Origin of the sequence: Nocardia sp. NPDC005746 (assembly GCF_040630785.1) — a bacterium.
Classification (GTDB): Bacteria; Actinomycetota; Actinomycetes; order Mycobacteriales; family Mycobacteriaceae; genus Nocardia.
The window spans coordinates 325,336-350,698 of record NZ_JBEXYE010000003.1 but is presented as its reverse complement, the minus strand read 5'-3'; the positions used below and the strand labels follow the sequence as shown (position 1 = coordinate 350,698).

The 25,363-nt window shown below is 67.7% G+C and carries 28 protein-coding genes; 21 read left to right on the top strand and 7 right to left on the bottom strand.

Going from position 1 to position 25,363, the window contains the following annotated elements; translation table 11 throughout:
• The 3 genes from ABZ412_RS08285 to ABZ412_RS08275 all read right to left on the bottom strand — a co-directional run bounded on the left by ABZ412_RS08285 (window position 1) and on the right by ABZ412_RS08275 (window position 2,991).
• Window positions 1–840 carry a hypothetical protein gene (locus ABZ412_RS08285; RefSeq protein ID WP_357277901.1) on the bottom strand — a complete coding sequence of 280 codons (840 nt, stop codon included), beginning with the start codon at window positions 838–840 and terminating at the stop codon, window positions 1–3.
• Between the two features lie 105 nt (window positions 841–945).
• Window positions 946–1,956: a Gfo/Idh/MocA family oxidoreductase gene (locus ABZ412_RS08280; RefSeq protein WP_357277898.1), complete on the bottom strand. Its 1,011-nt coding sequence runs from the start codon at window positions 1,954–1,956 to the stop codon at window positions 946–948.
• Between the two features lie 30 nt (window positions 1,957–1,986).
• The gene (locus tag ABZ412_RS08275) at window positions 1,987–2,991 is read right to left on the bottom strand and encodes a LacI family DNA-binding transcriptional regulator (protein WP_357277895.1); all 1,005 of its coding nucleotides are present in this window, start codon (window positions 2,989–2,991) and stop codon (window positions 1,987–1,989) included.
• Window positions 2,992–3,220: 229 nt separating this feature from the next.
• Between ABZ412_RS08275 and ABZ412_RS08270 the strand changes: the two genes are divergently transcribed.
• The 10 genes from ABZ412_RS08270 (at window position 3,221) to ABZ412_RS08225 (ending at window position 13,736) form a co-directional block, all read left to right on the top strand.
• Window positions 3,221–4,132 (top strand): TIM barrel protein, encoded by a 912-nt coding sequence (locus tag ABZ412_RS08270; protein ID WP_357277893.1) that lies wholly within the window; start codon window positions 3,221–3,223, stop codon window positions 4,130–4,132.
• A 16-nt stretch (window positions 4,133–4,148) separates the two neighbouring features.
• Entirely contained in the window at window positions 4,149–5,144 is a 996-nt protein-coding gene (locus ABZ412_RS08265; protein WP_357277890.1) for a sugar ABC transporter substrate-binding protein, read from the top strand.
• 20 nt (window positions 5,145–5,164) lie between these two features.
• A complete protein-coding gene (locus ABZ412_RS08260) occupies window positions 5,165–6,223 on the top strand; it encodes an ABC transporter permease (protein WP_357277888.1) in 1,059 nt (352 codons plus the stop codon).
• Window positions 6,220–7,002 carry an ATP-binding cassette domain-containing protein gene (locus ABZ412_RS08255; protein WP_357277885.1) on the top strand — a complete coding sequence of 261 codons (783 nt, stop codon included), beginning with the start codon at window positions 6,220–6,222 and terminating at the stop codon, window positions 7,000–7,002. The genes ABZ412_RS08260 and ABZ412_RS08255 overlap by 4 nt, the downstream gene beginning before the upstream one ends.
• Entirely contained in the window at window positions 6,999–7,937 is a 939-nt protein-coding gene (iolC, locus tag ABZ412_RS08250; RefSeq protein WP_357277883.1) for a 5-dehydro-2-deoxygluconokinase, read from the top strand. The genes ABZ412_RS08255 and iolC overlap by 4 nt, the downstream gene beginning before the upstream one ends.
• Window positions 7,928–8,821, top strand: coding sequence for an aldolase (locus ABZ412_RS08245; protein ID WP_357277880.1), 894 nt, complete (start codon window positions 7,928–7,930; stop codon window positions 8,819–8,821). The genes iolC and ABZ412_RS08245 overlap by 10 nt, the downstream gene beginning before the upstream one ends.
• Window positions 8,822–8,906: 85 nt before the next feature.
• On the top strand, window positions 8,907–9,797 hold the full coding sequence (iolB, locus tag ABZ412_RS08240; protein WP_357277878.1) for a 5-deoxy-glucuronate isomerase: 891 nt from the start codon (window positions 8,907–8,909) through the stop codon (window positions 9,795–9,797).
• Window positions 9,794–11,644: a 3D-(3,5/4)-trihydroxycyclohexane-1,2-dione acylhydrolase (decyclizing) gene (iolD, locus tag ABZ412_RS08235; RefSeq protein WP_357277875.1), complete on the top strand. Its 1,851-nt coding sequence runs from the start codon at window positions 9,794–9,796 to the stop codon at window positions 11,642–11,644. Before iolB ends, iolD begins: the two co-directional genes overlap by 4 nt.
• Window positions 11,645–11,808: 164 nt before the next feature.
• A complete protein-coding gene (locus ABZ412_RS08230) occupies window positions 11,809–13,314 on the top strand; it encodes a hypothetical protein (protein ID WP_357277872.1) in 1,506 nt (501 codons plus the stop codon).
• A complete protein-coding gene (locus tag ABZ412_RS08225; protein ID WP_357277870.1) occupies window positions 13,311–13,736 on the top strand; it encodes a GNAT family N-acetyltransferase in 426 nt (141 codons plus the stop codon). The genes ABZ412_RS08230 and ABZ412_RS08225 overlap by 4 nt, the downstream gene beginning before the upstream one ends.
• A 435-nt stretch (window positions 13,737–14,171) precedes the next feature.
• On the opposite strand, the gene ABZ412_RS08220 is transcribed toward ABZ412_RS08225, so the two are convergent.
• Window positions 14,172–14,519, bottom strand: a complete 348-nt coding sequence (locus ABZ412_RS08220; protein ID WP_357277867.1) for a hypothetical protein — start codon at window positions 14,517–14,519, stop codon at window positions 14,172–14,174.
• Between the two features lie 2 nt (window positions 14,520–14,521).
• Window positions 14,522–14,695, bottom strand: a complete 174-nt coding sequence (locus tag ABZ412_RS08215; protein WP_357277865.1) for a hypothetical protein — start codon at window positions 14,693–14,695, stop codon at window positions 14,522–14,524.
• Window positions 14,696–14,836: 141 nt separating this feature from the next.
• Between ABZ412_RS08215 and ABZ412_RS08210 the strand changes: the two genes are divergently transcribed.
• The 11 genes from ABZ412_RS08210 (at window position 14,837) to ABZ412_RS08160 (ending at window position 23,844) form a co-directional block, all read left to right on the top strand.
• The gene (locus ABZ412_RS08210) at window positions 14,837–16,240 is read left to right on the top strand and encodes a hypothetical protein (protein WP_357277863.1); all 1,404 of its coding nucleotides are present in this window, start codon (window positions 14,837–14,839) and stop codon (window positions 16,238–16,240) included.
• A gap of 7 nt (window positions 16,241–16,247) precedes the next feature.
• The gene (locus ABZ412_RS08205; RefSeq protein ID WP_357277860.1) at window positions 16,248–16,730 is read left to right on the top strand and encodes a hypothetical protein; all 483 of its coding nucleotides are present in this window, start codon (window positions 16,248–16,250) and stop codon (window positions 16,728–16,730) included.
• 210 nt (window positions 16,731–16,940) lie between these two features.
• Entirely contained in the window at window positions 16,941–17,228 is a 288-nt protein-coding gene (locus ABZ412_RS08200; protein ID WP_357277858.1) for a hypothetical protein, read from the top strand.
• Between the two features lie 477 nt (window positions 17,229–17,705).
• Entirely contained in the window at window positions 17,706–18,515 is an 810-nt protein-coding gene (locus tag ABZ412_RS08195) for a DUF4184 family protein (RefSeq protein WP_357277855.1), read from the top strand.
• 114 nt (window positions 18,516–18,629) lie between these two features.
• Window positions 18,630–18,959 (top strand): hypothetical protein, encoded by a 330-nt coding sequence (locus ABZ412_RS08190; protein WP_357277852.1) that lies wholly within the window; start codon window positions 18,630–18,632, stop codon window positions 18,957–18,959.
• Window positions 18,960–19,221: 262 nt separating this feature from the next.
• Window positions 19,222–20,541, top strand: a complete 1,320-nt coding sequence (locus ABZ412_RS08185; protein ID WP_357277850.1) for a glycosyltransferase 87 family protein — start codon at window positions 19,222–19,224, stop codon at window positions 20,539–20,541.
• 458 nt (window positions 20,542–20,999) lie between these two features.
• Window positions 21,000–21,542 (top strand): hypothetical protein, encoded by a 543-nt coding sequence (locus tag ABZ412_RS08180; protein ID WP_357277848.1) that lies wholly within the window; start codon window positions 21,000–21,002, stop codon window positions 21,540–21,542.
• Window positions 21,543–21,646: 104 nt separating this feature from the next.
• Window positions 21,647–21,862 carry a hypothetical protein gene (locus ABZ412_RS08175; RefSeq protein WP_357277845.1) on the top strand — a complete coding sequence of 72 codons (216 nt, stop codon included), beginning with the start codon at window positions 21,647–21,649 and terminating at the stop codon, window positions 21,860–21,862.
• 20 nt (window positions 21,863–21,882) lie between these two features.
• The gene (locus tag ABZ412_RS08170; RefSeq protein ID WP_357278161.1) at window positions 21,883–22,458 is read left to right on the top strand and encodes a VOC family protein; all 576 of its coding nucleotides are present in this window, start codon (window positions 21,883–21,885) and stop codon (window positions 22,456–22,458) included.
• 26 nt (window positions 22,459–22,484) lie between these two features.
• Entirely contained in the window at window positions 22,485–23,345 is an 861-nt protein-coding gene (locus ABZ412_RS08165) for an alpha/beta fold hydrolase (protein ID WP_357277843.1), read from the top strand.
• A gap of 142 nt (window positions 23,346–23,487) precedes the next feature.
• Window positions 23,488–23,844 carry a hypothetical protein gene (locus ABZ412_RS08160; RefSeq protein ID WP_357277840.1) on the top strand — a complete coding sequence of 119 codons (357 nt, stop codon included), beginning with the start codon at window positions 23,488–23,490 and terminating at the stop codon, window positions 23,842–23,844.
• 15 nt (window positions 23,845–23,859) lie between these two features.
• Here the strand turns inward: ABZ412_RS08160 and ABZ412_RS08155 are convergent, their stop codons facing one another.
• The gene (locus ABZ412_RS08155; RefSeq protein WP_357277838.1) at window positions 23,860–24,534 is read right to left on the bottom strand and encodes a response regulator transcription factor; all 675 of its coding nucleotides are present in this window, start codon (window positions 24,532–24,534) and stop codon (window positions 23,860–23,862) included.
• Window positions 24,531–25,361 carry a sensor histidine kinase gene (locus ABZ412_RS08150; protein WP_357277835.1) on the bottom strand — a complete coding sequence of 277 codons (831 nt, stop codon included), beginning with the start codon at window positions 25,359–25,361 and terminating at the stop codon, window positions 24,531–24,533. The genes ABZ412_RS08155 and ABZ412_RS08150 overlap by 4 nt, the downstream gene beginning before the upstream one ends.
• Window positions 25,362–25,363 lie beyond the last annotated feature (2 nt).

Here is a 25,363-nt window from a genome sequence, read left to right as displayed (position 1 = left end):
TCAGTACACCTGCTTCCACACCCCGATCGGGCTGTTGCTGTTGTCGGCGGGCAGGCAGTAGACGGCCCGGCCGCTCGAGGACTGGGCGATGCCGTCCTTCTTGAGATTGCAGACCTGGCCGGGCTCGTGCTTGCCGGTGGTCAGGGTCCCGGGGCTGTCCCACACGTACGACGGGGTCGAGCCGCCGCCGGGGCGGCGGGTGCAGACCAGCTGGCTGCCGCCGCTGCTGTAGGCGAAGCTCCCGGCTTCGCCCACATTGCACGGGGATCCGAGCGCGGGCCGGGTGATGGGCAGCCAGTGCGGGCTCGCCCCGCCGGTCGCGTCGCAGGTCAGGACGGTGCCGTCGGAGGTCGTGGCGGTCATGCCGACCTGCTCGCAGGGCATCTGGATGCCGACGACCGGACTGACCGTGGTGGTGGTCGTCGAGGTCGTGGTGGTGGTGGTCGTGGTCGAGCTCGTCGTGGTGGTCGTCGTGGTCCGCTCGGGCGCGGTCGTGACGTCGGCCTGCTCGGCGGCGGTGGTCGTGGTGGGCCGGGCCGAGGTCGTGACCAGGACCCGCGTCGGGCCCGGGCCTTTCGCGGCATTCGGTGCGGCGTCCCAGCCGCTGTGCCCGGAGACGAGCAGAATCACGATGGCCACCAGGGACACCGCGATGGTCGCCGTCAGGCCGATGATCGCGTACCGCGTGGCCGGCGAGCCGCCCAGCAGGCCCGCGAGGCCGCCGGAGCGGCCCCCGGACGGCTGATCGGGGCCGTCGTGCACGGCCTCGAAGACCATGGTGTCCTGCGTCCACAACTCGTCGTGCGGATCATAGCCGGGTGGTATCGAATTGCCGTTCATCCCAATAACTCTCGCTCGGTGGTCCCGCTGTTCTCACCGGGCAAACAAAGAAGTTATACGGGGATGCCGCCGGGCGGTAGCCGGAGTTTCCACGGCGGGGATCGGTCAGCGTCGAATGTCGGCCAGCCGGACCGGTCTGCCCTGGTGCCGGGACAGTTCGCAGGCCTCGGCGATGTAGAACGCCTCCAGGGCGTCCGCGGGCGGGCACGGATTGGCCACCTGCCCGGTGACCACGCCCACGAACGTCGCGAGCTCCTCGACGTAGGCGCCGTGGAAGCGGTCCATGAAGCCCGGATAGACCGGCAGCGCCGAGGGCGGGTAGCCGGGTTCCACCGAATGCAGCGGCGCGCGCTCGTCGAGGCCGACGATGGCGTTGCCGGTCGAGCCGAGCACCTCCAGCCGCACGTCGTAGCCCGCGCCGTTGTAGCGGCTGAGCGAGACATTGGCCAGGCAGCCGTCGTCGAGGCGCAGCACCACCGCGGCGGTGTCGACATCGCCCGACTCGGCGAAGAACTCCTCCCCGCGATTGGCGCCGGTCGCGAAGACCTCCACCACCTCGCGCCCGGTGACCCAGCGGATGATGTCGAAATCGTGGACGCCGCAATCGCGGAACAGCCCGCCCGAGCGCGGAATGTAGTCCGCGGGCGGGGGCGCGGGGTCCAGGGTGGTGGCCCGCAGCGTGTGGATCCAGCCCAGATCTCCGGCGGCGACGGCCGCGCGGGCGGCCCGGTAGCCGGCGTCGAAGCGCCGCTGGAAGCCGATCTGGACCGGGACCGCGGAGCGCTCGAGGCGTTCGACCACCCGCAGCGTGCCCAGAATGTCGGCGGCGATGGGTTTCTCGCAGAAGACCGGGATGCCGCGGTCGACGGCGGCGGTGATCAGGGCCGGATGCGAGTCGGTGGCGGTGGCGACGACCAGGCCGTCGATCCCGGTGTCGAACAGCGCGTCGATGTCGGGCGCGTACTCCAGCCCGAGCTTGTCGGCGGTGGCGCGGGCGCGCTCGGCGTCCGCGTCGGTGACGATGACCCGGGCCACGCCGGGCAGGGTCGCGAGGGTCTCGGCGTGGGAGGTTCCGATGCGGCCGGTGCCGGCGAGGCCCACAGTGATCGGGGACATGGCGAAGCTCCTGTCAGTCGCGGTGCGGGGTCAGTCTCGGGGTGGTGCGGTGGTCGAGCGGACGACCAGGGACGGCTCGAGGCGCTGGCGCACCGGCTCGGTGCGGCCTTCGCGCAGACGTTCGGTCAGTGCCGCGACGGCCAGTCGCCCGATACGGCTGCGCGGCTGGTCGATGGTGGTGAGCGCGACGTGCCGCAGTGCCGCGAGCGAGGTGTTGTCGTAGCCGACGATCGACACGTCCTCGGGCACACGCAGACCCGCCTCTTCGAGCGCGGCGGCCGCGCCCACGGCGTTGAAGTCGTTACCGCATACCAGTGCGGTGGGAAAGGTGCTGGGGGAGAAGATGTTCAGTAGTTTTCGGACGGCGGCCGCGCCCGCGGTGTCGGTGTGCTCGCTGGGGACCACCATGGGTTCGAGGCCGTAGCGGGCCATGGCGGCGGTGTAGCCCTTGCGTCGCGGCGGGGCCGCGAAGGCCGCGCCGCCGTCGAGGTGCACGATGCGCCGATGGCCCAGCGTGACAAGGTGATCCACGGCCAGCGCCGCGCCGAGTTCGCCGTCGTCGTTGACGGTGTCGACCGCTGTGCTGGTGGAGGTGCGCGAGACCAGCACCACCGGGCAGCGCGCGGCCGCGTCGCGGATGGCGGCGGCGGGCAGCACCGGTGACAGCAGGATCACCCCGCCCGGGCGGAAGGCGAGCAGGCTCTCCAGGGCGGCGCGTTCGCGGCCCGCGCTGCGGCGACCGGTATTGAGGATGAGCTCGAGCCCGTCTTCCTGGGCGGCCTGGTCCATACCCTCGACCACATCGGCGAAGAAGGGATTGCGCAGGTCCGACACCATGACGCCGACGATGTTGGAGGTGCGGCTGGCCAGCGAGCGGGCCATGGCGTGCGGCTGGTAGCCGAGTTCGGCCGCGGCCGCCAGCACCGCGTCGCGCCGGTGGGCGCTGACCTTGGGGGAGTTGCGCATGACCAGCGACACCAGGGCCCGGGAGACGCCGGCGCGGGCGGCGACATCCTCCATGGTGGGTCGGGTCATGCGACGCACGCTACCGCGTGGCCGCGGGCCGGGGCAATAGAGCGCTCTAATCGGACTTTTCAGTCACCTACAGTTCTCGTGATTCTCCCTGCAAGCCAGTGTTTTCCGAGCTTGCTCGCCACTTCTCGGCGCATGTCGGGATCTTGACACCCGAGTGAGCCGGGTTACATTGTTGGAGCGCTCCAATAGCGAGCCTCACGATGGCCAACGACGGGTCTGGGAAGTGCCGATGACCGAACCGCTCCATCCCTTGCGTCCATTACGAATCGCCGCCGCGCCGATCTCCTGGGGAGTCTGCGAGGTCCCCGGCTGGGGGCACGTCCTCGACCCGGCCACCGTCCTGGCGCAGATGTCGGGCCTCGGCCTGTCCGCCACCGAATTCGGGCCGCCCGGATACCTACCGGACGATCCGCTCGAACTACGGAAGACACTGCGCGACTACGGTATTGCGCCGGTCGGCGGCTTCCTCGCCCTCACCCTGCACCGTGAACCGAGCCGCGCCCTGGATATCGCGCGTTCGGCCGCCGCACGATTCGAGGCCACCGGGGCCGAGGTGCTGGTGCTGGCCGCGGCGACCGGGGAGCACGGCTACGACGCGCGCACACCCCTCGACGATCGCGAGTGGCGCACGCTCCTCGATACCGCGGCCGCCGTCGGTGACATCGTCGTCGAACACGGCCTGCGCCCGGTGCTGCACCCGCACGTGGGCACGCACGTCGAGACGTCCGCCGAGGTGGAACGCTTTCTCGCCGACTCCGATCTGGACCTCTGCCTCGACACCGGGCACCTGCTCATCGGCGGCACCGACCCGGTCGAACTGGCCCGCCGCCACCCCGAGCGCATCGGGCACATTCACCTCAAGGACGTCCGCGAGGCGATGGCCGCCGAAGTACGCTGCGGCACAGTCGAATACAGCGAGGCGGTCAGGCAAGGTCTCTACGTTCCGCTCGGCGCGGGCGATGTCGACATCACCGCCCTGGTCCGCGAGGCGCACGCCGGCGGTTACCGCGGCTGGTACGTGATCGAGCAGGACACCGCGCTGCGCCCCGGCGAGACCGCCGAGGTCCCGACGGCGGCCGCGCGCCGGAGTCTGCGACACCTGGCCGGGATCGCCGCTGGTCTCGCCTCGGCTCGGATCTAGTGGGGAGGCGACGACGATGTCCGCATTCTCCCGTCCACGCCGCCCCCACTGGCTGCGCCTGACGCCGTGGCTGGCCGCAGCGGCCGTGCTCGCCGCCTGTAGCGGCCCCGGTACCGACGCCACCGGTCCCGGCGCGGCGCCCGTCACGGTCGGCACCGTGCGATCGGTGGCGGTCGTGACGCACGGCTCGCCCGGTGACGCCTTCTGGAACGTGGTGAAGAACGGCGCGGAGGCCGCCGGGAAGGATCTCGGCATCCGGGTCGAGTACAACTCGGCGGGCGATCCGACCCAGCAGGCCAAGCTGATCGACAATGCCGTCGCCCAGGGCGTCGACGGACTGGTGGTGTCCATGGCCAATCCGGACGCGCTGCGGCCCTCGGTGGAGAAGGCGGTGGCCGCGGGCATCCCCGTGGTGACCATCAACTCCGGTGAGGCCGAGAGCACGAAGTTCGGGGCGATCGGCCACGTCGGCCAGAGTGAGCGCCAGGCCGGTGCGGCCGCGGGCAAGCGCCTCGCCGACGCCGGAAAACACAAGATGCTGTGCGTGATTCACGAGGCGGGCAATGTCGGGGCCAATGTGCGTTGCGCGGGCGCGATCCAGGGCTTCGGGTCGGCCACCACGCTGCAGGTCGACATCAACAATCCGACCGATGTGCAGTCCCGCATCAAGGGCGCGCTCGAAGCCGATCGTTCCATCGATGCGGTGCTGACGCTGAACTCGCAGATCGCGGCCCGCGCGGTGGACGCGGTGAAGGAGTCGTCGGCGACCACGACGGTCGCCACCTTCGACCTGAATTCCGATGTGGTGAGCGCGATCCGGGCCGGAAGCCTCTTGTTCGCGGTGGACCAGCAGCAGTACGAGCAGGGCTATCTGCCCGTGGTCATGCTGAAGCTCTACAAGTCGACCCTCAATACCGTGGGCGGCGGGCATCCGGTGCAGACCGGGCCGGCGTTCGTGGACAAGACCACCGTCGATGCCGTCGCCGCGCTGGTCGGCCAGGGCACGCGGTGAACGGGCCGGGAGACGCCGACATGACTACGACGACAACGACATCCGAGAATTCGGAGACCGCGGTGGCCCCGCCCGATCGGCTCGCCATCCTCAACCGGCTGGTGGTCCGCCCCGAGGTGGGCGCGTTGCTGGGCGCGGTGGTGGTGTTCGTGTTCTTCACCATCGTCACCACCAAATTCCTCAAACCCCTGGGTATTTCGACGTGGCTGGACGACGCCTCCACGCTCGGCATCATGGCGGTGGCCGTCGCGCTGCTCATGATCGGCGGGGAGTTCGACCTGTCCACCGGCGTGATGACCGCCTCCACCGCGCTGATCACCGGGCTGCTCGCGGTGCACGCGGGCTGGAACGTGTGGTTCGCGCTCGCGGTGTCGCTGGTGTTCGCGCTCGCGGTGGGGGCGCTCAACGGCTGGGTGGTGATGCGCACCGGGCTGCCGAGCTTCATCGTCACGCTGGGCACCTTCCTGGCGTTGCAGGGCTTGAATCTCGGCGTGACCCGCTGGGCCACCGGCACCGTGCAAGTGTCCGGCGTGCGATCGGCGGACGGATATCAGTCCGCCGGTTGGGTTTTCGCCTCCACCACCAAGATCGGTAGCGCCAGTATCCAGGCGTCGGTGGTGTGGTGGATCGTGGTGACCGCGGTCGCGGCGATCGTGCTGACCCGCACCCGGTTCGGGAACTGGATCTTCGCGGTCGGCGGCTCGCTACCCACCGCGCGCGCGGTCGGTGTGCCCGCGACCCGCACCAAGATCCTGCTGTTCATGACCACCGCGTTCGCGGGCTGGATCGTGGGCGCGTGCAACCTGCTGCGGTTCGCCAGTGTGCAGGCCAATCAGGGTGTGGGCCTGGAGTTCCAGTACATCATCGCCGCCGTGATCGGAGGCTGCCTGCTCACCGGTGGTTTCGGCTCGGTGGTGGGCGCGGCCGTGGGCGCGCTCATCTTCGGCATGGCGCGGCAGGGCATCGTGCTGGCGGGCTGGAACAGCGACTGGTTCATGTTGTTCCTCGGCGCGCTGCTGTTCTCGGCGGTGCTGGTCAACAACGCATTCAAGAAGCGAGCCGAAAGGGTACGCCGATGACCGTGCCATTGATCGAAACCGTCGGCATAGGAAAGAGTTACGGCGGCGTGGTCGCGCTGCGCGATGTGTCGACGGTGGTGAACGCGGGCGAGGTCACCTGCGTGCTGGGTGACAACGGCGCGGGCAAGTCGACGCTGATCAAGATCCTGGCGGGCGTGCACCAGCACGACAGCGGGGAACTGCGGATCGAGGGCCGTGAGCTGCGATTGTCCTCGCCCCGTTCGGCTTTGGACCTCGGCATCGCCACCGTGTACCAGGATCTGGCGGTCGTGCCGCTGATGAGTGTGTGGCGCAATTTCGTGCTCGGCTCCGAACCGGTCAAACGCTACGGGCCGTTCGAGCTGCTGGACCGCGAACGCGCCCAGGGCATCGCCCGAGAAGGGCTGGCGGACATGGGGATCGACATTCCCGACCTGGAGCAGCCCGTGGGCACGCTCTCCGGCGGTCAGCGGCAGTGCGTGGCCATCGCCCGCGCGGTGCACTACGGGGCCAAGGTGCTGATCCTCGACGAGCCGACCGCGGCGCTGGGCGTGAAGCAGGCCGGGGTGGTGCTGCGGTACGTGGTGCAGGCCCGCGACCGTGGGCTGGGGGTCGTGCTGATCACCCACAACCCGCATCACGCCTACCCGGTCGGGGATCGGTTCCTGCTGCTCAAACGCGGGTCCGCGCTGGGCGGTTACGAGAAGTCGCAGATCGATCTCACCGAGCTGACCCGGTTGATGGCGGGCGGCGCGGAACTCGAGGCGCTGCAACACGAATTGGAGCGGGTGGTGCCGTGACCGAGCTGGAGGCCCTGACGATCGGCCGGGTCGGCGTCGACCTGTATCCCGAGCAGAGCGGGGTGCCGCTCGCACAGGTGCGGACCTTCGCCAAGTTCCTCGGCGGCACCGCCACCAATGTGGCGGTGGCCGCCGCCCGGCTGGGGCGGCGGACCGCGGTGCTGACCAAGGTCGGGCCGGACGGATTCGGCGACTTCGTCCGCGACGCGCTGGAGGGGTTCGGCGTCGCGTCCCGGTATGTCGGGACGGCGGCGGGGCTCCAGACGCCGGTGGTGTTCTGCGAGCTGAACCCGCCCGCGGACCCGCCGCTCCTGTTCTATCGGTCGCCCATCGCACCCGACCTCACCCTCACCGAGGACGAGATCCCCTGGGATGTCGTGGATTCCGTGCCGTTGCTGTGGGTGACCGGCACCGGCGTCAGCGCCGAACCCGGCCGCACCACCCAGCGCGCGATCCTCGAACGCCGGGGCCGGCGCGGGCACACCGTGCTGGACCTCGACTATCGGCCCATGTTCTGGCCCGACGTGGACACCGCGCGCGCCGAGATCGGCTGGATGGTCGATCACGTGAACGTGGTGGTGGGCAATCGGACCGAGGTGCAGGTCGCGGTCGGCACCGCCGATCCCGACGAAGCCGCCGACCGGCTGCTGGCGCGCGGGGTGCGGCTGGCCGTGGTGAAGCGCGGCGCGGAGGGCGTGCTCATCGCCACCGAATCCGAGCGCTGGACGGTGCCGCCGTGCCCGGTGCTGGTGCTGTGCGGCCTCGGAGCGGGCGACGGCTTCGGGGGAGCGCTGATCCACGGGCTGCTCGCGGGCTGGGACCCGCACCGGGTCGCCGCCTACGCCAATGCCGCCGGCGCGCTGGTGGCGTCCCGGCTGGCCTGCGCGGACGCCATGCCGACCGCCGCCGAGATCGAGGAGATGCTGTGCACCTGAACGACGCGCGCTGGTACGACCTGCTGCGTACCCGCGCCACCGACCCCGAGGCCATCCGCCGCGCCTACGCCGACCGGCGCCGCCGCCCGAACCTGCTGTCGGGCACCGGGACCCTGTTCCTGGTCGCCGCCGACCACCCGGCTCGGGGAGCGCTGGGCGTCGGCGCGGACCGCACCGCCATGGCCGACCGCCGCACCCTGCTGGAACGACTGCTCATCGCCTTGGCCGACCCGGCCGTGGACGGGGTGCTCGGATCACCCGACATCGTGGAAGAGCTGCTGCTGCTCGACGCCGTCCACGACAAGATCGTCATCGGGTCCATGAACCGGGGCGGGCTGGCCGGAGCGGACTGGGAGATCGACGACCGATTCACCGGCTACGACGCCGAATCCTTGGTGAAATACCGCCTCGACGGCGGGAAAATGCTTCTGCGCCTGGTGGATTCGGATCCGGGAACCATCCCGACCCTGGAAGCGTGCGCCCGCGCGGTGTCCGAACTGGCCGAGCACGGGCTCATGGCCATGGTGGAGCCGCTGCCGTACGCCCGGGACCACAGCGGCGCACTGGCCATGCACAAGGATTCGGCCTCCCTGCAACGTGCGATCACGGTCGCCTCCGGACTCGGGGTCACCTCCGCGTACACGTGGCTGAAGATTCCCGCACCCGACGATGTCTCGGTGCTCGACGCCACCACCTTACCCGTTCTCGTGCTCGGTGGCGCGCCCTCGGATGATCCCGAATCCGACCTCGCCTCCTGGGCCGCGGCGCTGCGCCACGACGTCGCGCGCGGGCTGGTGGTCGGCCGCAGCCTGCTCTATCCGCCCGACGGGGACGTCGCGGGCGCGGTGCGGGCGGCGGCTCGTGTATTGGAGGCGGCGCGATGAGCGATCCGCGCTGTGCAATGCCATGGCCCGCAGCCGGTGTCGGCGTACCGGCCGCTCCGATCGGCGACGTGAGGGCGGGGCGGAGATGACGCCACTGCATCGCCGGGCCGGAACGCTGGCCGACGGCGGCGATCCCGTGCTGGTGACCCCCGAGGACGCGGGCTGGTCCTACGCCGGGCTGCGGGTGTTGCGGCTGGCGGCGGGGGAGCGGCGGGTGATCTCCACCGGGGAGTTCGAGGCGTTCGTGCTGCCGCTGGCCGGGGCGTGCACGGTGCGGGTGGACGGGATGACCTTCGAACTCGCCGGGCGGGATTCGGTGTTCACGCGGGTGACCGATTTCGCGTATGTGCCGCGCGACGCCGAGGTCGAGCTGTCCACGACGGACGGTCTGGAGGTCGCGCTGCCGATGGCTCGGTGCGGCAGGCGGCTGGAGCCGAAATACGGTCCGGCCGAGCAGGTTCCGGTCGAGGTGCGCGGCGCTGGTCACGCCACCCGTCAGGTCACCAACTTCGGGACGCCCGGTGTGTGGGATCACGCCGACAAGCTCAATGCCTGCGAACTGATCACCCCGGACGGGAACTGGTCCTCGTATCCGCCGCACAAGCACGACGAAGCCTCCGCGTGCGAGGTCGTCAACGAGGAGATCTACTACTTCCGTATCGCGGGGCGCGACGGAATCACCACGAGACCCGAAGGTTTCGGGTTCCACCGCACCTACACCCCGGACGGCGCGCTCGACGAGAACGTGGCCGTCCGTGACGGCGACGTCTTCCTCGTGCCGCACGGCTACCACGGTCCCTGCGTGGCCGCGCCCGGCTACCCCATGTACTACCTGAACGTGCTGGCCGGTCCCGCGCCCGAACGGTCCATGGCCTTCTGCGACGACCCCGCGCACGCCTGGGTGCGGGCGAGCTGGGCGTCGCTGGCGGCGGACCCGCGGTGCCCGGTCACCTCCCACGAAGGACGGCTCGGATGAAGCTCACGACCGCGCAGGCGCTGGTGGCCTGGCTCGTCGCCCAGCGCTCGGAAACCCTCGAAGGCGTCGAAGTGCCGCTGTTCCCAGCCGCTTTCGGCATCTTCGGGCACGGCAATGTGCTGGGCCTGGGCACCGCGCTGGCCGAGCATCGCGACGCGCTGCCGTTGTGGCGCGGGCACACCGAGGAAGGCATGGCGTTGGCGGCGGTCGGGCTGGCCAAAGCCACGCAGCGGCGGCAGGTCGGGGTCGCGACCTCGTCGATCGGGCCTGGCGCGCTGAACATGGTGACGGCCGCCGGTGTGGCGCACGCGAATCGGCTGCCGGTGCTGCTGCTGCCCGGCGACACCTTCGTGAGCCGGGCCCCCGATCCGGTGTTGCAGCAGGTGGAGCATTTCGGGGATCCGAGCGTCACCGTGAACGACGCGTTCCGGCCGGTGAGCCGCTACTTCGACCGGATCACCCGGCCCGAGCAGCTGATCGCGACGCTGCCGCAGGTGGCGCGGGTGCTCACCGATCCCGCCGACACCGGACCGGTGGTGCTGGCCCTGCCGCAGGATGTGCAGGCCGAGACCTACGACTTCCCCGACGCGCTGTTCGAGCCGGTGGTGCATCATGTTCCGCGCCCGCGGCCCGATCGGCGCGCGGTCACCGAGGCCGCTCGCGTGCTGCGCGACGCGCATCGTCCGCTGCTGGTGCTCGGCGGTGGCGTGCGGTATTCGGGCGCGGGTGGTCAGGCGCTGGAATTCGCTGAGCGGCACGGGATTCCGGTGACCGAGACCACCGCCGGGCGCACACTGGTACCGCATGACCATCCGCTGTTCGCCGGTCCGCTCGGGATCACGGGCGCGGCCTCGGCGAATGCGCTGGCCGCGGCGGCGGACGTGGTGCTGGCCGTCGGCACTCGTCTGCAGGACTTCACCACCGCGTCGTGGACGGTGTTCGCGCCGGAAGTCCGTCTCGTGCACATCAATACGGCGCGGTTCGACGCGGTCAAGCATGGGGCGCTGGCGGTGGGCGGGGACGCCGACGCGACGCTGCGCGATCTCGGACCGGAACTGGGGGAGTGGTCTGCCGATCCTGACTGGACCGCGCGAGCTGCGGCGGTCCGATCCGACTGGGACGCGCATATCGACAAACTGCGCGCGCCCACCCCCGGGACGCCCAGCTACGCACAGATCGTCGGCGTGGTGAACGAACTCAGTGAGGCGTCGGACTATGTCATGACCGCATCCGGCGGCCTGCCCGGCGAACTCATCGGCGGCTGGCGCGCGCCCGGTGGGCTGCCGACGATGGACGTCGAATACGGGTTCTCCTGCATGGGATACGAGCTAGCCGGAGCGTGGGGTGCGGCGCTCGCGCGCACCGACACCGGAGGACTGGTCACCACCCTGCTCGGCGACGGCTCCTACCTCATGCTCAACTCCGAACTGTTCTCCGCCGCCTTCGCCGGTCACCCGTTTGTCGCGGTGGTGTGCGACAACGACGGGTACGCGGTCATCGCCCGCTTACAGGAAGGCCAGGGCGGCACGGCGTTCAACAACTTCTACGCCGACTGCCGCACCACTCACGCCGCCCCGCCGCGCGTGGACTTCGCCGCGCACGCGCGTGCGCTGGGCTGTTCGGTGTTCACCGCCGTCGAACTCGGCGACTTCCGCGACGCCTATGCCGCCGCCAGGGCAGCCGCCCGAACGGAGTCCCGGCCCGCTGTCGTCGTAGTCCGGACCCAGCCGTCCACCTGGACCGAAGCCGGCGCGTGGTGGGAAGTCGGTGTGCCGCACCATCTCTCGGGCCGCGCCGAGTACGACCGGGTGAAGGCCGGGCAGCTGCGCTACACGCATCCGGCCTGATCGCGGGCGCGACGCGCAGGTCACCCGAAATCCGGGCATACCGGCGGTCGCCCGACCCGCGTGCACGATTTATGGCAGACTCGGCGCAAACACGCGGTCGGTCGATGGGCGATCAACGGTTGTATTGATCGAGGTAGTACGGGGTACGGGATTTGAAGGTCGCAATGGATCTCAGCGCCATCGAGCGGCAAGTGGCCGTGGATCGCGGGGCAGCACGGGATCGGACGCTCGAAGCGGAGCTGGCCCTGGCCACCTCGCTGTGTGAGCTGGCCCGGGCGCTGATGGCGACCAAGACCGATCCGGATTCGCGGGATCGGTCCGCGTCGGCGCTGGAGCCCGCGCAGGAGGCGGTGCTTCTCCGCTTGCGCTGGCTCACCTCCGGGCACGTGACCGCCCCCTTCGCCGCCGAGGTGACCGAGGCGTTGCGCCTGTTCGAGCAGGCCGCCCGCACCATCGGCCACCGCGAGCTGGCCACCTCCACCATTCGCAACGCCTGTCAGGCGTATCGGCATGTGGCGCAGCACTATCCCCTCGCCGCGGGGGCGTCGGCCGACGCGCTGTCCAAGTGCAGCGTGTGGCTGTGCCGCCTCGACCCCAAGGCCGCCGTCGCGGCCGGCGAGGACGCGGTCCGCATCCGAGCCGGACTCTTCGCCGCCGATCCGGACCAGGCCAACCGCTACCTGTCCACCCTGAACACCCTGCTGCGCACCCTCATGGTGGGCCGCCAGCGCAAACAGGCCCTGGCCATGTACCGCGAGTGCTACGCCAAGGTCACCTCCGCGGGCATGACGCAGCGGCTGCGCGAAATCCGGGTCGAGGACATCGGATTCACCGGCAAGACCGTCACCGCCCTGCGCAAACTCGAATGCGCCACCCTCGAACGCGCCGGCTACCTGACCCAGCAGCAGATCCTCTACCAGACGGCCGGCGATCTGGCGACCATCGAGGAGATCAACTGGCAACTGGCCCTGGTCGGCCTCAAACCGATCGCCGCGGGCGCCCTGCCCGACCAGCCTTCCAAGCCGGTCGAGATCAGCACCGCCTTCGGCGCCCTCGGTGTCCGCTGCTCCTCCCGCAACGCCGTCACCCTGGTCCGCGCCGCGATTCTCGCCGCGTACACCGCCGACGGCGCCCAACCGGTCCAGAGCTCCGCCTACCTCGGCGTCGACCAGAAGCACTGGAGCACACCCGAACCCGAACCCAACCGCGCCGAACGCCTCGGCGAGGACGTCGTCCTCATCGAGAAGGTCTCCGAACACTGGGTCTCGGTCAAAAGCCTGAATTGGGAAGTGGCCCCCGTAGGCCGCCACCCCCTCGCGCTGCGCCTCTCCCAGGAATGGCCGGTCGTCAGCGTCACCACCACCGAGCAGATGTCCTACGAACTGTGCTGGTACGAGGGCGGCGCCGCCACCCAATACGCCTGCCTGGGCCTCCCCGCCGCCCAAATCCCCCTGGAAAAGCCGTTGGCCCCCTTGGACTTCAAGGCCCTGTCCGACTACGGCGCCGACTACGCCTCCGAAACCCAGGTCCGCTCCGCCTTCGGCAACACCACCATGTTCACCAAACTCACCTGCCTCCCCGGCAGCGGCATCCGCCAAGCCGCCGAAGCAGGCCCCCTCTCCGCCCACGGCACCAACACCCTCTACTTCCGCAACGCCACCGAATCATGAACGAGCCCAACGGCTACGAGATCGCGGTCGACACCGACCGCATCAACGCGGACCGAGTCCACCACTGGTTGTCCACCGACGCCTACTGGGCGCTGGGCCGCGAACACGACATCGTCGAGCGCGCGATCCGCGGCTCGATCAACATCGGCGCCTATGACAACACCGGCGACCAGGTCGCCTACGCCCGCATCGTCACCGACCTGGCAACCTTCGCCTGGCTCTGCGACGTCTACGTGGATCGCGACCACCGAGGCACCGGCCTCGGCCGCGCTCTCGTCACCGCGGCCCGCGACCACCTCGCTCCCTACAAACTCGAGCGCATTGTCCTCGCAACCCAAGATGCCCATGGCCTCTACAGCCGGCTGGGCTTCGCCCCCCTCCCTGATCCAGAACACTGGATGGTCCTGTCCGCCGAAGGCTGAGCGTCTTCTCCGTCCCTTTCAGCCGTCTTCAGGCAATCCAGCCGGGCTTGTCGTCGACCCAAATGTCTGGGCGCGGAATATCGCCGCGACTGATCCGGAGCCAGAGTCCGGCATGGGTGATCCCGCGAACACGGCACATCGTTACCGTGTCCGCCGCAGTGATCGTACGTTCGGGCCAACGCCATGCGGGCGGCACCGGTCAGGATCCGGCAACGACGATCGGTGACCACGCCTGGATCAATGGAAGAGTCCACCCTGGCCAACGGCCGACCGTGACGACTGGAGGCGGTACCCAGTACGGGCCGTGGACGCGCCATCGCTGGAGTCGGTCGTATGGCACACCCGACTCTTCAGCGAATCGGCGCAGGCCCAGGAAGCAACGCACGCCGACATCGTGAAAGCTGCGCGGCGCTGATACCGGGAGGAAAGAGTCTGTCACCACCGTGACCGCATCTCCGCAGCCGCGTCCGGCGGAATGATCCATCTGGCATAGGTGTCGTGCGGATCAACGGTGATCAAGTCGACAACCTGAACCAATTCATGGGGCACGGATCCTCCGAAGTGCTCCAGGCTCGGCACGACCACCGCTTCAGCGTGCATTCGGCCCACGACGTTGATCAGCCGCCGGATCGGGTCTTCGATGTGCTCGCTGAACACGACGGTTTTCGCCACGGCATAGCCCAGTCGGCTGGCGATGCTGCGGTTCTGCGCTTCGTCCCACGGTTGGCGGGCCCCGGAAACGTCGCTGCGCAAATAACCGATAGCTGTGGGTATTTCGAACATGGTCACCACCGCCCAGCCGGTTCGTATCCGCATTCGTTCTCGGCGGCGAGGCGCGCTCGAATGTCGGCGACGCTGGCCCCGCCGCGGTGCTGCGCCGGACGGTCTGTGCGGCTGGATGATAGAGCTGCCGTGAACATCACCGTGGCAGCGAGGATGAGGGCGAGGACGAAATCCATTGGGGCTCCTCTGGGTCCGCTCAGTCATTCTCTTAGTGTTGTAATCAGCGTGTCTGAGGGTTCGCCGAGATTGAAGGTGACGCTGGTGCACGCGGGTATACGCTCGGTTCACGCATCTCCCGCACCTGCGAGGTAATCGGTATGCATGAGGCATGGACAGGTGCCGACGCGACCGCGTTGCGCAGAGCCTTGGGTGTTTCCCAAGCCGAGTTCGCCGAGCGCACCGGCGTTGCGTTGAGCACTGTCAAGAAGTGGGCCCGGCGCGGGATGACCGTCACGCTCCCGTCGTTCTTCGCCGAGTTGATGGAAACCCATCTCACGCGGGCCACTCCGCAGCAGCGTGCGCGATTCGTGGCGGCCAAACAGGCCAGTATCACGATCGTTCTCCCCTGCGATCCGGACGATCGGGCGGATTCCTGTGCCGTGCAATGGGAAACGGGCATGTGGACCGCCGATTGCACGGCCATCGCCCACGACCTCACAAGAGAGGACCTGATGTTGGATCGTCGCCAGGCGGCCCGTGCGCTGGTCGGGGTAGTCGTCGGAGCCAACCTGCTCGAGCCCCTCGAACGGTGGCTGCTGTACGGGAGCGACCGTGCAGCCACGCCTGCCGGGATGACGAGGTATCGCGTGGGGATACAGGAAGTTGAGCGGTTGGAGAATGCCGCACGGGTATTTCGCGAATGGGACGACCAGTACGGCGGAGGTTTGCGCCGCAAAGCCGTGATCGGTCAGCTCAACGAGGTCAACGACCTGCTCACTCACACTCAACCGCCGGAGATCCGCCGTCGCCTCACGGTTGTGCTGGCCCATCTCGCCGAGACAGTCGCGACGATGTCTTGGGACTCCGGACAGCAATCGACGGCCCAGCGATACTTCGTGCTAGCCGTCAGGGCGGCGCTGGCGGCGGGGGACTCGCCTTTCGCCGCAAACTCTCTCGCGGGTATGGCCCGACAACTCCTGTACCTCGGTCGTGCCGCTGATGCCCTGGAGCTTGTGCGCCTCGCCCAGGACCAAGCGGCGACCGCGACACCGGCGGTCCGCGCGATGCTCCGTACCCGAGAAGCACGGGCATACGCCCATCTCCATCGCCCGTCAGCGTTTCACCATGCCTGTGATCGGGCGCAAGAGGCCATTGCCGAGGCCTCCCCGTCGATCGACCCCTATTGGATCGGCTACTTCGACGACTCGGAGATGGCGGGCACGATCGGCGGGCGATTGCTCGAAATGGCGCAGCGCACACCGGAATTCGCGAGCGAGGCGGCCGAGCAGATCAGCCGGGCTATCGCGTTGCGGCAACCGAACCGACTGCGCAGCGCCGCACTCGACCAACTCGGTTTGGCGGAGGCCCGGCTGATCCAGGGCGAACTCGAGGAGGCATGCCGTCTCGGGCACGCCGCGCTGTCCACGGTAGAACAGACCGCCTCCGACCGAGTCCGAGTCAAGTTGCGGGAGATATTCGCACGTACCGAACACGTGGCAAACGTCCGCACGGTGGCGGAGCTGCGGGACAGGATGCGCGTGTTGGTCGCCGACCCGGTATAGAAGGGGCATGACTCGTATCGGCGTGACCGGGCACATGAACATCACCGAGGACTCGGTCCCGCTGATCTATTCGGAGATAGCCCGGCTCTTGGCGGACGCTGGAGACCCGACCGAACTGATCGGAATCAGCTGCATCGCCCGCGGGGCCGACAGCGTGTTCGCCCAGGCAGTCCTCGACGCCGGTGGGCGATTGGAAGTGGTTCTACCATCGCGGGATTACCGTCAGCGCAAGGTCAAGCCGGATCATGCCGAACTGTTCGACACCCTGACGTCTCGCGCGGTTACCGTGCATGTGATGGAGCTCGACGAGGCAGGCAGGGAGGCCTACGAGGCCGCCAACGAAGCGCTCGTAGGAACCTGCGACCGGTTGATCGCGGTATGGGATGGGCAACCCAGTGAACAGGGTGGCACGGGAACAGTCGTCGAGCTCGCCAGGCAGAAGGCAGTCCCAGTCGACATCGTCTGGCCAGACGGCTCGGCCCGCAACTGACTGTCGGCCGGTACTTGTCGCCGAACACCCTCTCTAGAGCCAAGTTGCGTACGCTTCAGGCTCAGTCGCCACCGGGGCTGGCCGGTCACGTTCTACTCCACTCTGGAGTGCGCGGTGACTGAAGCATCAACGCGGCTACTTGCATGGCACGCTCGATTCAGGTACCTGGCCTGAGCTGCCACCGGTCTCGCCTTGGGGCAGACTGTGCGCATGGTGGTGGATCCGATCGAGCTGGAGGGTGAGCGCGGGCACTTGCTGGCGCAGCTGAGCGAGCTGCGACGCGCGATCGCGGAACTATCCGACGGATACGCAGCTCTACCGGAGTCAGGTTTGATCATCGACACCGTCGGTGCCGGGGCACTGACGACTCCGGGCTACTGTGTCGCCGGTGCACGGGAAGTGCTGGAGGAAGTGCTGATCGAGCTGGACGCCGCCGCTGACGCAATGGATCGAGCAGGCCAATACACGGCTCGATTGCGCGGCGTCCTGTTCGACTGAGCAGGGTCCACGACACCTGCTCCCGTCAGAATTGATCAGCAAACACCTCTCCGCCGAACTCATTTCGGCGGGGTGGCAGAGCCGCTGACCGGAGCCGGAGTCAGTGGGGCTTCCTGCGGCAGGGGTTTGATCACAACCGGGAACACCATGCGACTCCCGACCGGCCCGGGCGAGGGATCGTCGGGAAACAGCACAACGCCGGCGATGATCAGCAGTGCCGCTGCGGTAATGCCGAGGATCGGTCGCACGAGGCTTGGCCACAGCTCCCACGCCGACCGCGCCAACGATCCGGATACGTCAGGCATGTCCGCTCCCTACCGCGCTGGAGCCTTCATCGATCAGTCGCCGGGCAGGCATCACCCGTTACAGTTGGAGCTGGTGTCGCCACGCGTGAATCGCCATAACCGGCATCAAGATTAGACGGCGTCAGTGGCCGTGTCCCCGACCCGGTTGAAACGCCAGTGGATAGACTAGGCCGTGCCGCTTACCTTTCCGTCGCATGCATTGGCAGTCATCCCGTTGAAGATGCGATGGCCGCGTCATCTGGATGGTGTCGCGTTAGTGGTCGGTGCGGCGGTTCCCGATGCCTCGTATCCGGTGGCCGGGTTCTTTTCGATGCCGGAGACGCACACACTTCTTGCGCTGCTGTGGTGGTGTCTGCCGATGGGAATCGTCGCGACATGGGTGATTCGTTGGGGTGCCGCGGATATCGCCGCCCATCTGCCCCGGCTCGGGGCTTTCGACCTGCCCGCTTACGGCGTTCTCAGTGCTGTGCGATATCGGTGGTATGTCACGGGCCACTCGATTCTGATCGGCGCGGTGACCCATATCTTCTGGGACGGATTCACGCATGATCCGGCCGGTGGGCATGGCTGGGGAGTCGCCACATTCCCCGTGCTCTTGCAGCCGGGCCCGCTCGGCAGGCCATGGTGGTACCTGCTGCAGCAAACATCGACCTTCGTCGGTGGGGCACTCGCGGTCGGTCTGTTCTACTACATCGGTCGCCGCGGACTGCTGCGAGCCTGGCACGGTGACCCACCGCCTTCCCGGCGCGCGCCGAAGCGGTTCTGGCCGGCGGCCGGACTTGTCGCCGCGCTCAGTGTGTTGCTTCTTCCACTGATGCCCTTGGCATTTCAGCCGTTCGTGGTGGGAGTCCGGTTGCTCTATGTCGGGGCGCTGTCGTTGCTTGCGGGCGCAGTGTCGATTCGCCTGTTTGGCCCGGAACCCCGCAACACCGACATCGCAGACACCGACACCGTCAATCCGGATCCTTATTCGATCTTGTAGATGTCGACCCCGCACCCATGGCGCCGTGGATGCCGTCCGGGGGTCTGCGATCACTGACGTGGTCGGTCCGCTCGACGGATCGCGTGTGTACGGAGGCGGCGATATGGTCCTGCCATGACACCGAATTGGGCCGTGGGCGATGAATGCCAACTGCCAGCGACCGCTGCCATCTGGCTCACCAACGATCCGCAACCAGGGCTGGTCCTTGTCGAGTTCGTCGACGCACACGGTCGCCCTCACTGGCTGGTCGACAAGTGCGCCATCTTCGGCGCAGACCTGTTGCCGACATCGACTTACCCACGCCCGACCAGCATTCGATGCTCGATCGACGCGATCGACGGCGACATCGCTACGGTCCGCCCGTGGTGGACGATCAGCTGTGGCGGTCTCTCCTTCCTGTTCGACGTTCCGGCAGACGTACTCGTTCCGATGACGGCGGGCTGACGGTGAGCCTCGGCGATGGCTGGACCGTACCGAATCGGAGCCGGCCAACCAGGTGTCCGACCTGCTGCGGTGACGAGTTCGTGACGACCGGCTATATCGCGCACTACTCGCATCGGTTGGGCCACTTCTTGCCGATTGCGCTGCGATAGTGCGAGATTGAGCCGGTCGCGGAATCGAGTGAATTCGGAAGTTGCTGCGCGTCAACGGCTACGGTGGGGATCGTTAGCGTTCCTTTCAAGTTGCGCGCGTTTGGGGGCTGTTCATGCAGGACCGAGATAGAGGCGTATCGGCGCGGTGGGCGGCGGTCGCGTTGCTGGCCGGTGTCGCCGCATTAGCCATTCAGGCGGTGGTGATTCCATTGCGGGCGTCGCCACAGTTCGGGCTGTTAGCCAACCAGGGTGATCTGGAGATCTACCGCAGCGGCGCACTGCAGGTACTGCATGACGCATCTCTCTACGTTGCGCCGGTCCCGCCGGGAGGATGGTTCACCTACCCTCCGTTCGCCGCGATCGTCTTTGTCCCGTTAGCCCTGATGCCGCTCGTCGTAGCGCAGCTGGTGGTTTTCGTCGTGTCTGTTGTGGCGCTGTGGGCCACTCTGTGGCGAAGCTGCCGCGTGCTCGGGTACCGCGGTGACCTCAATCTGGCGGTTGCCTGTATCGGATTTGCGTTGATGGCCGCGGAATTGGAATCGGTACGAGGAACACTCTGGCAGGACCAGATCAATCTGATCCTCATGGCGATGATTGTCTGGGACCTGACCCGTTCATCGACGGCACGATTCCGTGGATGGACAGTCGGCCTGGCAACCGGGGTGAAACTCACCGCTGTGGTGTTTCTGCCCTACCTGATCCTGACTCGCCAGTGGCGAGCAGCGGCGTCGGCCACCGTCATGGCGGCCGCGACGGCAATCCTGGCCTGGTTCATCATTCCGGCCGACTCTGGTGAGTACTGGCTGCACGCGGTGCACGACGTCGACCGCATCGGGCCGGTCACCCATCCGTTCAATCAATCCATCAACGGTGTGCTCGCGAACTTGTGGGCGCCTTCGACACCACCCACCGCTTTGTGGCTGCTGCTCGTCGCCGTTGCCGCTGCACTCGGATACGGCGCCGCTGTGAAAGCTCAGCGCGCCAACCAGAGCCTGACCGCCATCGTCATTGTCGGCCTGATCGCCTGCATGGCCCCGCCGCTCGCGTGGAGTCATCACTGGGTATGGATCGCCCCGCTGCTGATCATTCTGCTGCACAAAACGATTCGGACACATGAACACCGTGCAGCCTGGGCGGCGGCGACTGCGGCGGTGTTCGCGGCGGGATCCATGTGGGGCGTCTCGTGGGTCTACGCCGAGATCGAACACCTGGGGCTGACAGCCGCGCCGGGCTACATCCCCGCGATGACAGCCGCGGTCGACCAGATGCCGAATTGGGTTCGAGCCATCGTCTGCGGTGCACCGCTGGTGATCTACTTCGCGGTCGTCACCGCGATCCTGATACGCAAGGAGCAAGGCGGACCGGACACAGCACCATCCTCGCGCGCGCCTTCTCCTCACCTCGGCGAACGACTGCCGGTAGACAGAGAATGAGTGGGTCGGCAGGATTCGAAAATATGGCGCACCACCGTGCTCGACCACTCGGGCTTGCCCGTCCGGTTGCCTGCGGATATCGCGTTCATACCGCTGTTCAGTCCGGGATCACCCGCTCACCCCGCGTGGCCACGACACGGAGAGCCACCTCCAAGGGCATCCAGTGTTCGTCGAGTGGCTGGGGCACTAGGGCCTTGCGACTGCTGCACAGGGAAGAAGTCGTGTCCGACAAGATGTTTGCCAGTCAGTACGTCTTGGTCACCGGTGGATGCGCGGGGCATCGGGCGTACTGCGGCACCGGCATTCGCTGAGCAGGGCGCACCGGGTGTGATCAGCACGGCGGACGCGCTCGAGTAGGCCGCGGCCGAGCATGCGCAGCACTTCTGCTGAAGGCGAGTGCGAGCTGAATGGGCGGTACTGCGTTTGCGGCGGATTTGCGCCTCTGCCATCATCTGCCGATGAAGAAATCGAAGGCTGTGGTGTTCGGTGCCGCGGTGGTGCTGTCCGTGGGAATCGCCGGTTGTAGCGCGGACCAGGCGTCATCGTCGAAGGAGACCTCGGTCGCGCCGACCAGTGCGGCCTCGTCACCTGTCGCGAGTGATTACGCGAAGCTGCTCATCAAGCCCAGCGATATCGACTCCGACTGGACGTTGAAGACCTCCAAGGCGGAGCCGAACGGCATCACCGGCGTCTACGGCAACGGTGCGGGGACCGAGAAGATCAGCACCGCGGTCATTGTGCGCGAGAACGCCGCAGCCGCTGCCGCGGCGGCGAAGAATGATGTGGCGCAGAAGGCGGGTGCGGCCTTCACGCCTATCGATATCGGTGTCGACGGCGGCATCATGAATGGCCCGGGTGGATCCACCGTCGTGGTGTTCGCCGAGGGCGGAGCCTTCGCGATCATCGAATTCAACAGCAAAACCGGTGAACACGTCCCGGCCGAAGTAGCGATCGCGATCGCCGAGAAGCAGGACACCGCCATCAAGAACGGCGTGAAGTAGCGGCTCACGGTTTCACCGGGTTCCGCTGCCGGAATGCCGACAGCGGAACCTGGGACGGCGGAGTTATCGGTCTCGATCGCTGCGGCGGTTACCGTGTCCTTGCGGTGCTCAACGATATTCAAATGGCGCGGGCGCTCGAGCCCGCCCCGCTCCGCAGTGAGTTCGCGGCCATGATGACGACACGTTTTGTACCAGAGGTCACCGCAGTGTCCCTCGACGGGCGGACGCTGCTGAACACGACCGTATGGGAAAACGGCACTGTCAGCACCATCGCCATCCGCCCGGAGCTGGTGTCGCCGAAGGCATCTTCCCGCAGCTGAGGTGTCCACACCGTGTGAAGATGCTCGCCGTGGATGCCCCCACACTCGTTGACCACAGGTCGCCCGGGGTCGTCGTGACCGCCGCCGCCGACCCCTGGATGGCGAGCGAACTCGCCGCGCTTCACTCGCGGGGCGGGGTCCAAGTGGGTACTGGGCTGTGCTATGCATGGTGGTGGCGTTGCCCTTGCGTGACGCGGGGCTGGAAGTTCGGGGGAGCTATGACCGCAATAGCGAAGTTCGGTGCGATCGCACTCGACAGCCGCGATCCGCGTGGCCTCGCGCAGTTCTATCGCGCACTGCTGGATTTCGACCTGCGTTACGAATCGGACGAATTGGTTGTGCTGCAGGGCTCGAAGGTGACGTTGACGATCGAGCGTGTGGCCGACCATGTTCCACCGGACTGGCCCGGCAACGGGGTGCCCAAACAGATGCACCTCGATCTATTCGTGACCGATCTCGATTCCGCGGAGCAGGCTGCGATCGACTGCGGCGCAACCAAACCCGACTTCCAGCCTGCCCCCGATCGCTGGCGGGTACTCATCGACCCGTCGGGCCATCCCTTCTGCCTGACGGTCCCGGCCTACAGCAACCAGTGATTCGGCGCAGGGACTGCGGAGGTCGGATGGCGGCATCGGCTCGTGAAGGTACCGGTGAATCCGTGCTGCTATTACACGGATTCACCCTGTCTCACCATGTCTGGCGACCGGTGGTGACCGAGTTGGCTCCGGACTATGACGTCCTCGCGCCAACCTTGCCCGGCCATTGGGGCGGATCGCCCCTGCCCTCGCGCGATGCCGGTGTATGCGGGATCGCCGAAGGCATCGAAAGGCAACTCGACGCAGTCGGCTGGGACACCTGCCATATCGTGGGGAACTCACTCGGCGGACATATTGCCTTCGAACTCGAACGCCGTGGGCGCGCACGCTCACTGGCCGCGATAAATGCCGGCATCGGAGCGAAACGGTTCGACGCCAACGGAATCCGCGTTGCCGCCATGTTCATCCTGCAATACCGTCTCGTTCTCGCGACCCGCATGCTCGGAGACGGAGTCGCCACCAACCCTCGGTTCCAGAAGCCTGTGCTGGTCAGCAGTGCACACGACCTGTCCGCGGTCGACCCTGTCGACGCGGCTGACATGCTGCGCGCCATCGCGCACTGCTCGACCTACCTGCCTTCGATCCGCGCATTCGCGCGTGACGGTCTTGTCGTGGACCTCGACCAGGTCCGCGTGCCCACCTCGATCCTGGTCTCCGAATTCGATATCTACCCCAACCACGCACCGCACATTCGCCGGATCCTCGACCACCTCCCCGGCCACATCCGTGAGGTGACACTGCCCGGCGTCGGACACATCCCAATGCTCGAAGCACCCTCCCAGATCGCGAACGCACTACGGGAGCACTTCCGCTTCGCCACAGCGAATACGTCCCCGACCACGACCATCACCACCGCTGATCGCCCTCCACAGCGATCTCAGAGGTAGACACTCGGGCCCAGCGGCTGACGCCTCCGGATGGCACGTTCATGTCGCTACGGTTGCTGTCGATCGCTACTGGACTCGCTGAAATGGTCTCCCGGCGTCGCGGCCGACGCGAGGGGAGATACGTGGACACCCAGGAGTTTGCGTGACCAATGGGATGATCGTTCTGACCGTGCTCAATGGTGTGGTGTCGCTGATAGGGATCGGCTTCGCCGTGGTAGCCGCGTTACGTCCGTCGGCGATGAGTCATGAAGCGAATCCTAGTGCGGGAGAACGGTTCTACGCGTTGGTGTATGCGGCGCGGGCGGTGCCGTTGGGGCTGCTGGCCGGCTCGGTTCCGTTCTTCTCCCACGGTCCGCTCAGCGCGCTCGTCCTGGCGGTCGCCGCGGTCGCGCAGGCCGCGGATGCCGCGATCGGGGCTCGGCGGGGAGAACCCGTCATGGTTGCCGGGCCGGTGTTCGCCTTTGTGGTGCATGTGATCACCGCGATCGCGGTTTCCTGACGCGCTGTTGCGGGGTCAGGGGCGGGGTGGTTCGACTCGGACCAGGCCGGATTGGAAGGCGAGGACGACGAGTTGGGCTCGGTTCTGGACGCCGAGTTTCGACATGGCGCGCTGGACGTGGGTGCGGACGGTCAGGGGGCTGACGTACATTTTTGCGGCGATTTCCTCGTTGGAGAGGCCTTCTGCGACCATGGCGACGACCTCGCGTTCGCGGGCGGTGAGGACGTCGAGGGAATCGGCTGCGGTGATGCGGCTTTCGGGGCGGGAGAGGTAGCGGGCGATCAGGGTGCGGGTCGCGGTGGGGGAGAGGAGGGCGTCGCCGGCGGCTACCGCGCGGATGGAGCGGAGGAGTTCCTCGGGGCCCACGTCCTTGCCGAGGAAGCCGCTGGCTCCGGCGCGGAGGGCTTGAGCCACATACTCGTCGAGTTCGAAGGTGGTGAGGATCATGACCCGGGTGTCGCGCAGGGCGGGGTCGGCGCAGATCTCCTGGGTGGCGGCGAGGCCGTCGGTGCCGGGCATGCGGATGTCCATGACCACGACGTCGGGGGTGGTGGCTTGCGCGAGTTCGACCGCCTCCCGGCCGTTTCCGGCGATGCCGACGACTTCCATGTCCTCGGCCGAATCGATCAGCAGGCGGAAGGTTCCGGCCAGCAGGGCTTGATCGTCGGCGAGCAGTACCCGGATGGTCATGGCGTCGCGTCCTCGTCGTCGGGGGTTGTCGGTGGTTCCAGGGGAAGTTCGGTGGTGACTTCGAAACCGCCGCCGGGCTTGGGGCCGGCGTGCAGGTGGCCGCCGACGGAGACGGCTCGCTCGTTCATGCCGATCAGGCCGTAGCCCGGGGCGACCGAATCCTGGTCGCCGCGAACGGCGCCGGATCCGCCGTCGTCGCTGACGCTGATCGTCAGCAGCAGACGCGAGTAGACCAGTCGCACCGTCGCCGTCGCGGTGCTCGCGTGCTTGGCGACATTGGTGAGCGCCTCCTGGATGATCCGGTACGCCGTCAGGTCCGCGCCCGGCGACAGTGGACGCGGCACCCCGGTGATCGACAGCGACAGTGTCAAACCGGTTCTCTCGAAAGACGTGAGCAGTTCCGACAGTTGGGCCAGACCGGGCGTCGGTTCGAGCGGCGCGTCGGAGTCGTCCTCACGCAGCAGACCGACCGTCGCCTTGAGCTCCCGCAGTGCCGCGGACGTGGTGCCCGCCAGTTCGTCGAGCATCTCCTGCGCCTGATCGGGTTGGCTGCGCAACAGGTAGGCGGCCGTGGAGGCTTGCGCATGCGCCAACGCCATGTGGTGCGCGACGATGTCGTGCAGTTCCCGCGCGATCCGCACCCGCTCCTCGCCCACCCGCTGCCGCGCCTCCTCCTCCCGCGTGCGTTCGGCCAGCTCCGCCCGTGCGTGCAGAGCGGCCAGATAGTTGCGCCGATTGCGTCCGGCCTCGGCGAACGCACCGGCCAACAGGTCGCCGGCGATCAGCGTGATGCGACCCCCGGTGAGCAGCGGGCTGAAGTCGTGCACCA

Bases quoted from the DNA above. Each gene is read 5' to 3' on its own strand.
- ABZ412_RS08285 (WP_357277901.1), bottom strand. From the start codon at position 840: ATGAACGGCAATTCGATACCACCCGGCTATGATCCGCACGACGAGTTG.
- ABZ412_RS08280 (WP_357277898.1), bottom strand. From the start codon at position 1,956: ATGTCCCCGATCACTGTGGGCCTCGCCGGCACCGGCCGCATCGGAACC.
- ABZ412_RS08275 (WP_357277895.1), bottom strand. From the start codon at position 2,991: ATGACCCGACCCACCATGGAGGATGTCGCCGCCCGCGCCGGCGTCTCC.
- ABZ412_RS08270 (WP_357277893.1), top strand. From the start codon at position 3,221: ATGACCGAACCGCTCCATCCCTTGCGTCCATTACGAATCGCCGCCGCG.
- ABZ412_RS08265 (WP_357277890.1), top strand. From the start codon at position 4,149: ATGTCCGCATTCTCCCGTCCACGCCGCCCCCACTGGCTGCGCCTGACG.
- ABZ412_RS08260 (WP_357277888.1), top strand. From the start codon at position 5,165: ATGACTACGACGACAACGACATCCGAGAATTCGGAGACCGCGGTGGCC.
- ABZ412_RS08255 (WP_357277885.1), top strand. From the start codon at position 6,220: ATGACCGTGCCATTGATCGAAACCGTCGGCATAGGAAAGAGTTACGGC.
- iolB (WP_357277878.1), top strand. From the start codon at position 8,907: ATGACGCCACTGCATCGCCGGGCCGGAACGCTGGCCGACGGCGGCGAT.
- iolD (WP_357277875.1), top strand. From the start codon at position 9,794: ATGAAGCTCACGACCGCGCAGGCGCTGGTGGCCTGGCTCGTCGCCCAG.
- ABZ412_RS08230 (WP_357277872.1), top strand. From the start codon at position 11,809: ATGGATCTCAGCGCCATCGAGCGGCAAGTGGCCGTGGATCGCGGGGCA.
- ABZ412_RS08225 (WP_357277870.1), top strand. From the start codon at position 13,311: ATGAACGAGCCCAACGGCTACGAGATCGCGGTCGACACCGACCGCATC.
- ABZ412_RS08220 (WP_357277867.1), bottom strand. From the start codon at position 14,519: ATGTTCGAAATACCCACAGCTATCGGTTATTTGCGCAGCGACGTTTCC.
- ABZ412_RS08215 (WP_357277865.1), bottom strand. From the start codon at position 14,695: ATGGATTTCGTCCTCGCCCTCATCCTCGCTGCCACGGTGATGTTCACG.
- ABZ412_RS08210 (WP_357277863.1), top strand. From the start codon at position 14,837: ATGCATGAGGCATGGACAGGTGCCGACGCGACCGCGTTGCGCAGAGCC.
- ABZ412_RS08205 (WP_357277860.1), top strand. From the start codon at position 16,248: ATGACTCGTATCGGCGTGACCGGGCACATGAACATCACCGAGGACTCG.
- ABZ412_RS08200 (WP_357277858.1), top strand. From the start codon at position 16,941: ATGGTGGTGGATCCGATCGAGCTGGAGGGTGAGCGCGGGCACTTGCTG.
- ABZ412_RS08190 (WP_357277852.1), top strand. From the start codon at position 18,630: ATGACACCGAATTGGGCCGTGGGCGATGAATGCCAACTGCCAGCGACC.
- ABZ412_RS08185 (WP_357277850.1), top strand. From the start codon at position 19,222: ATGCAGGACCGAGATAGAGGCGTATCGGCGCGGTGGGCGGCGGTCGCG.
- ABZ412_RS08180 (WP_357277848.1), top strand. From the start codon at position 21,000: ATGAAGAAATCGAAGGCTGTGGTGTTCGGTGCCGCGGTGGTGCTGTCC.
- ABZ412_RS08170 (WP_357278161.1), top strand. From the start codon at position 21,883: ATGCTCGCCGTGGATGCCCCCACACTCGTTGACCACAGGTCGCCCGGG.
- ABZ412_RS08165 (WP_357277843.1), top strand. From the start codon at position 22,485: ATGGCGGCATCGGCTCGTGAAGGTACCGGTGAATCCGTGCTGCTATTA.
- ABZ412_RS08155 (WP_357277838.1), bottom strand. From the start codon at position 24,534: ATGACCATCCGGGTACTGCTCGCCGACGATCAAGCCCTGCTGGCCGGA.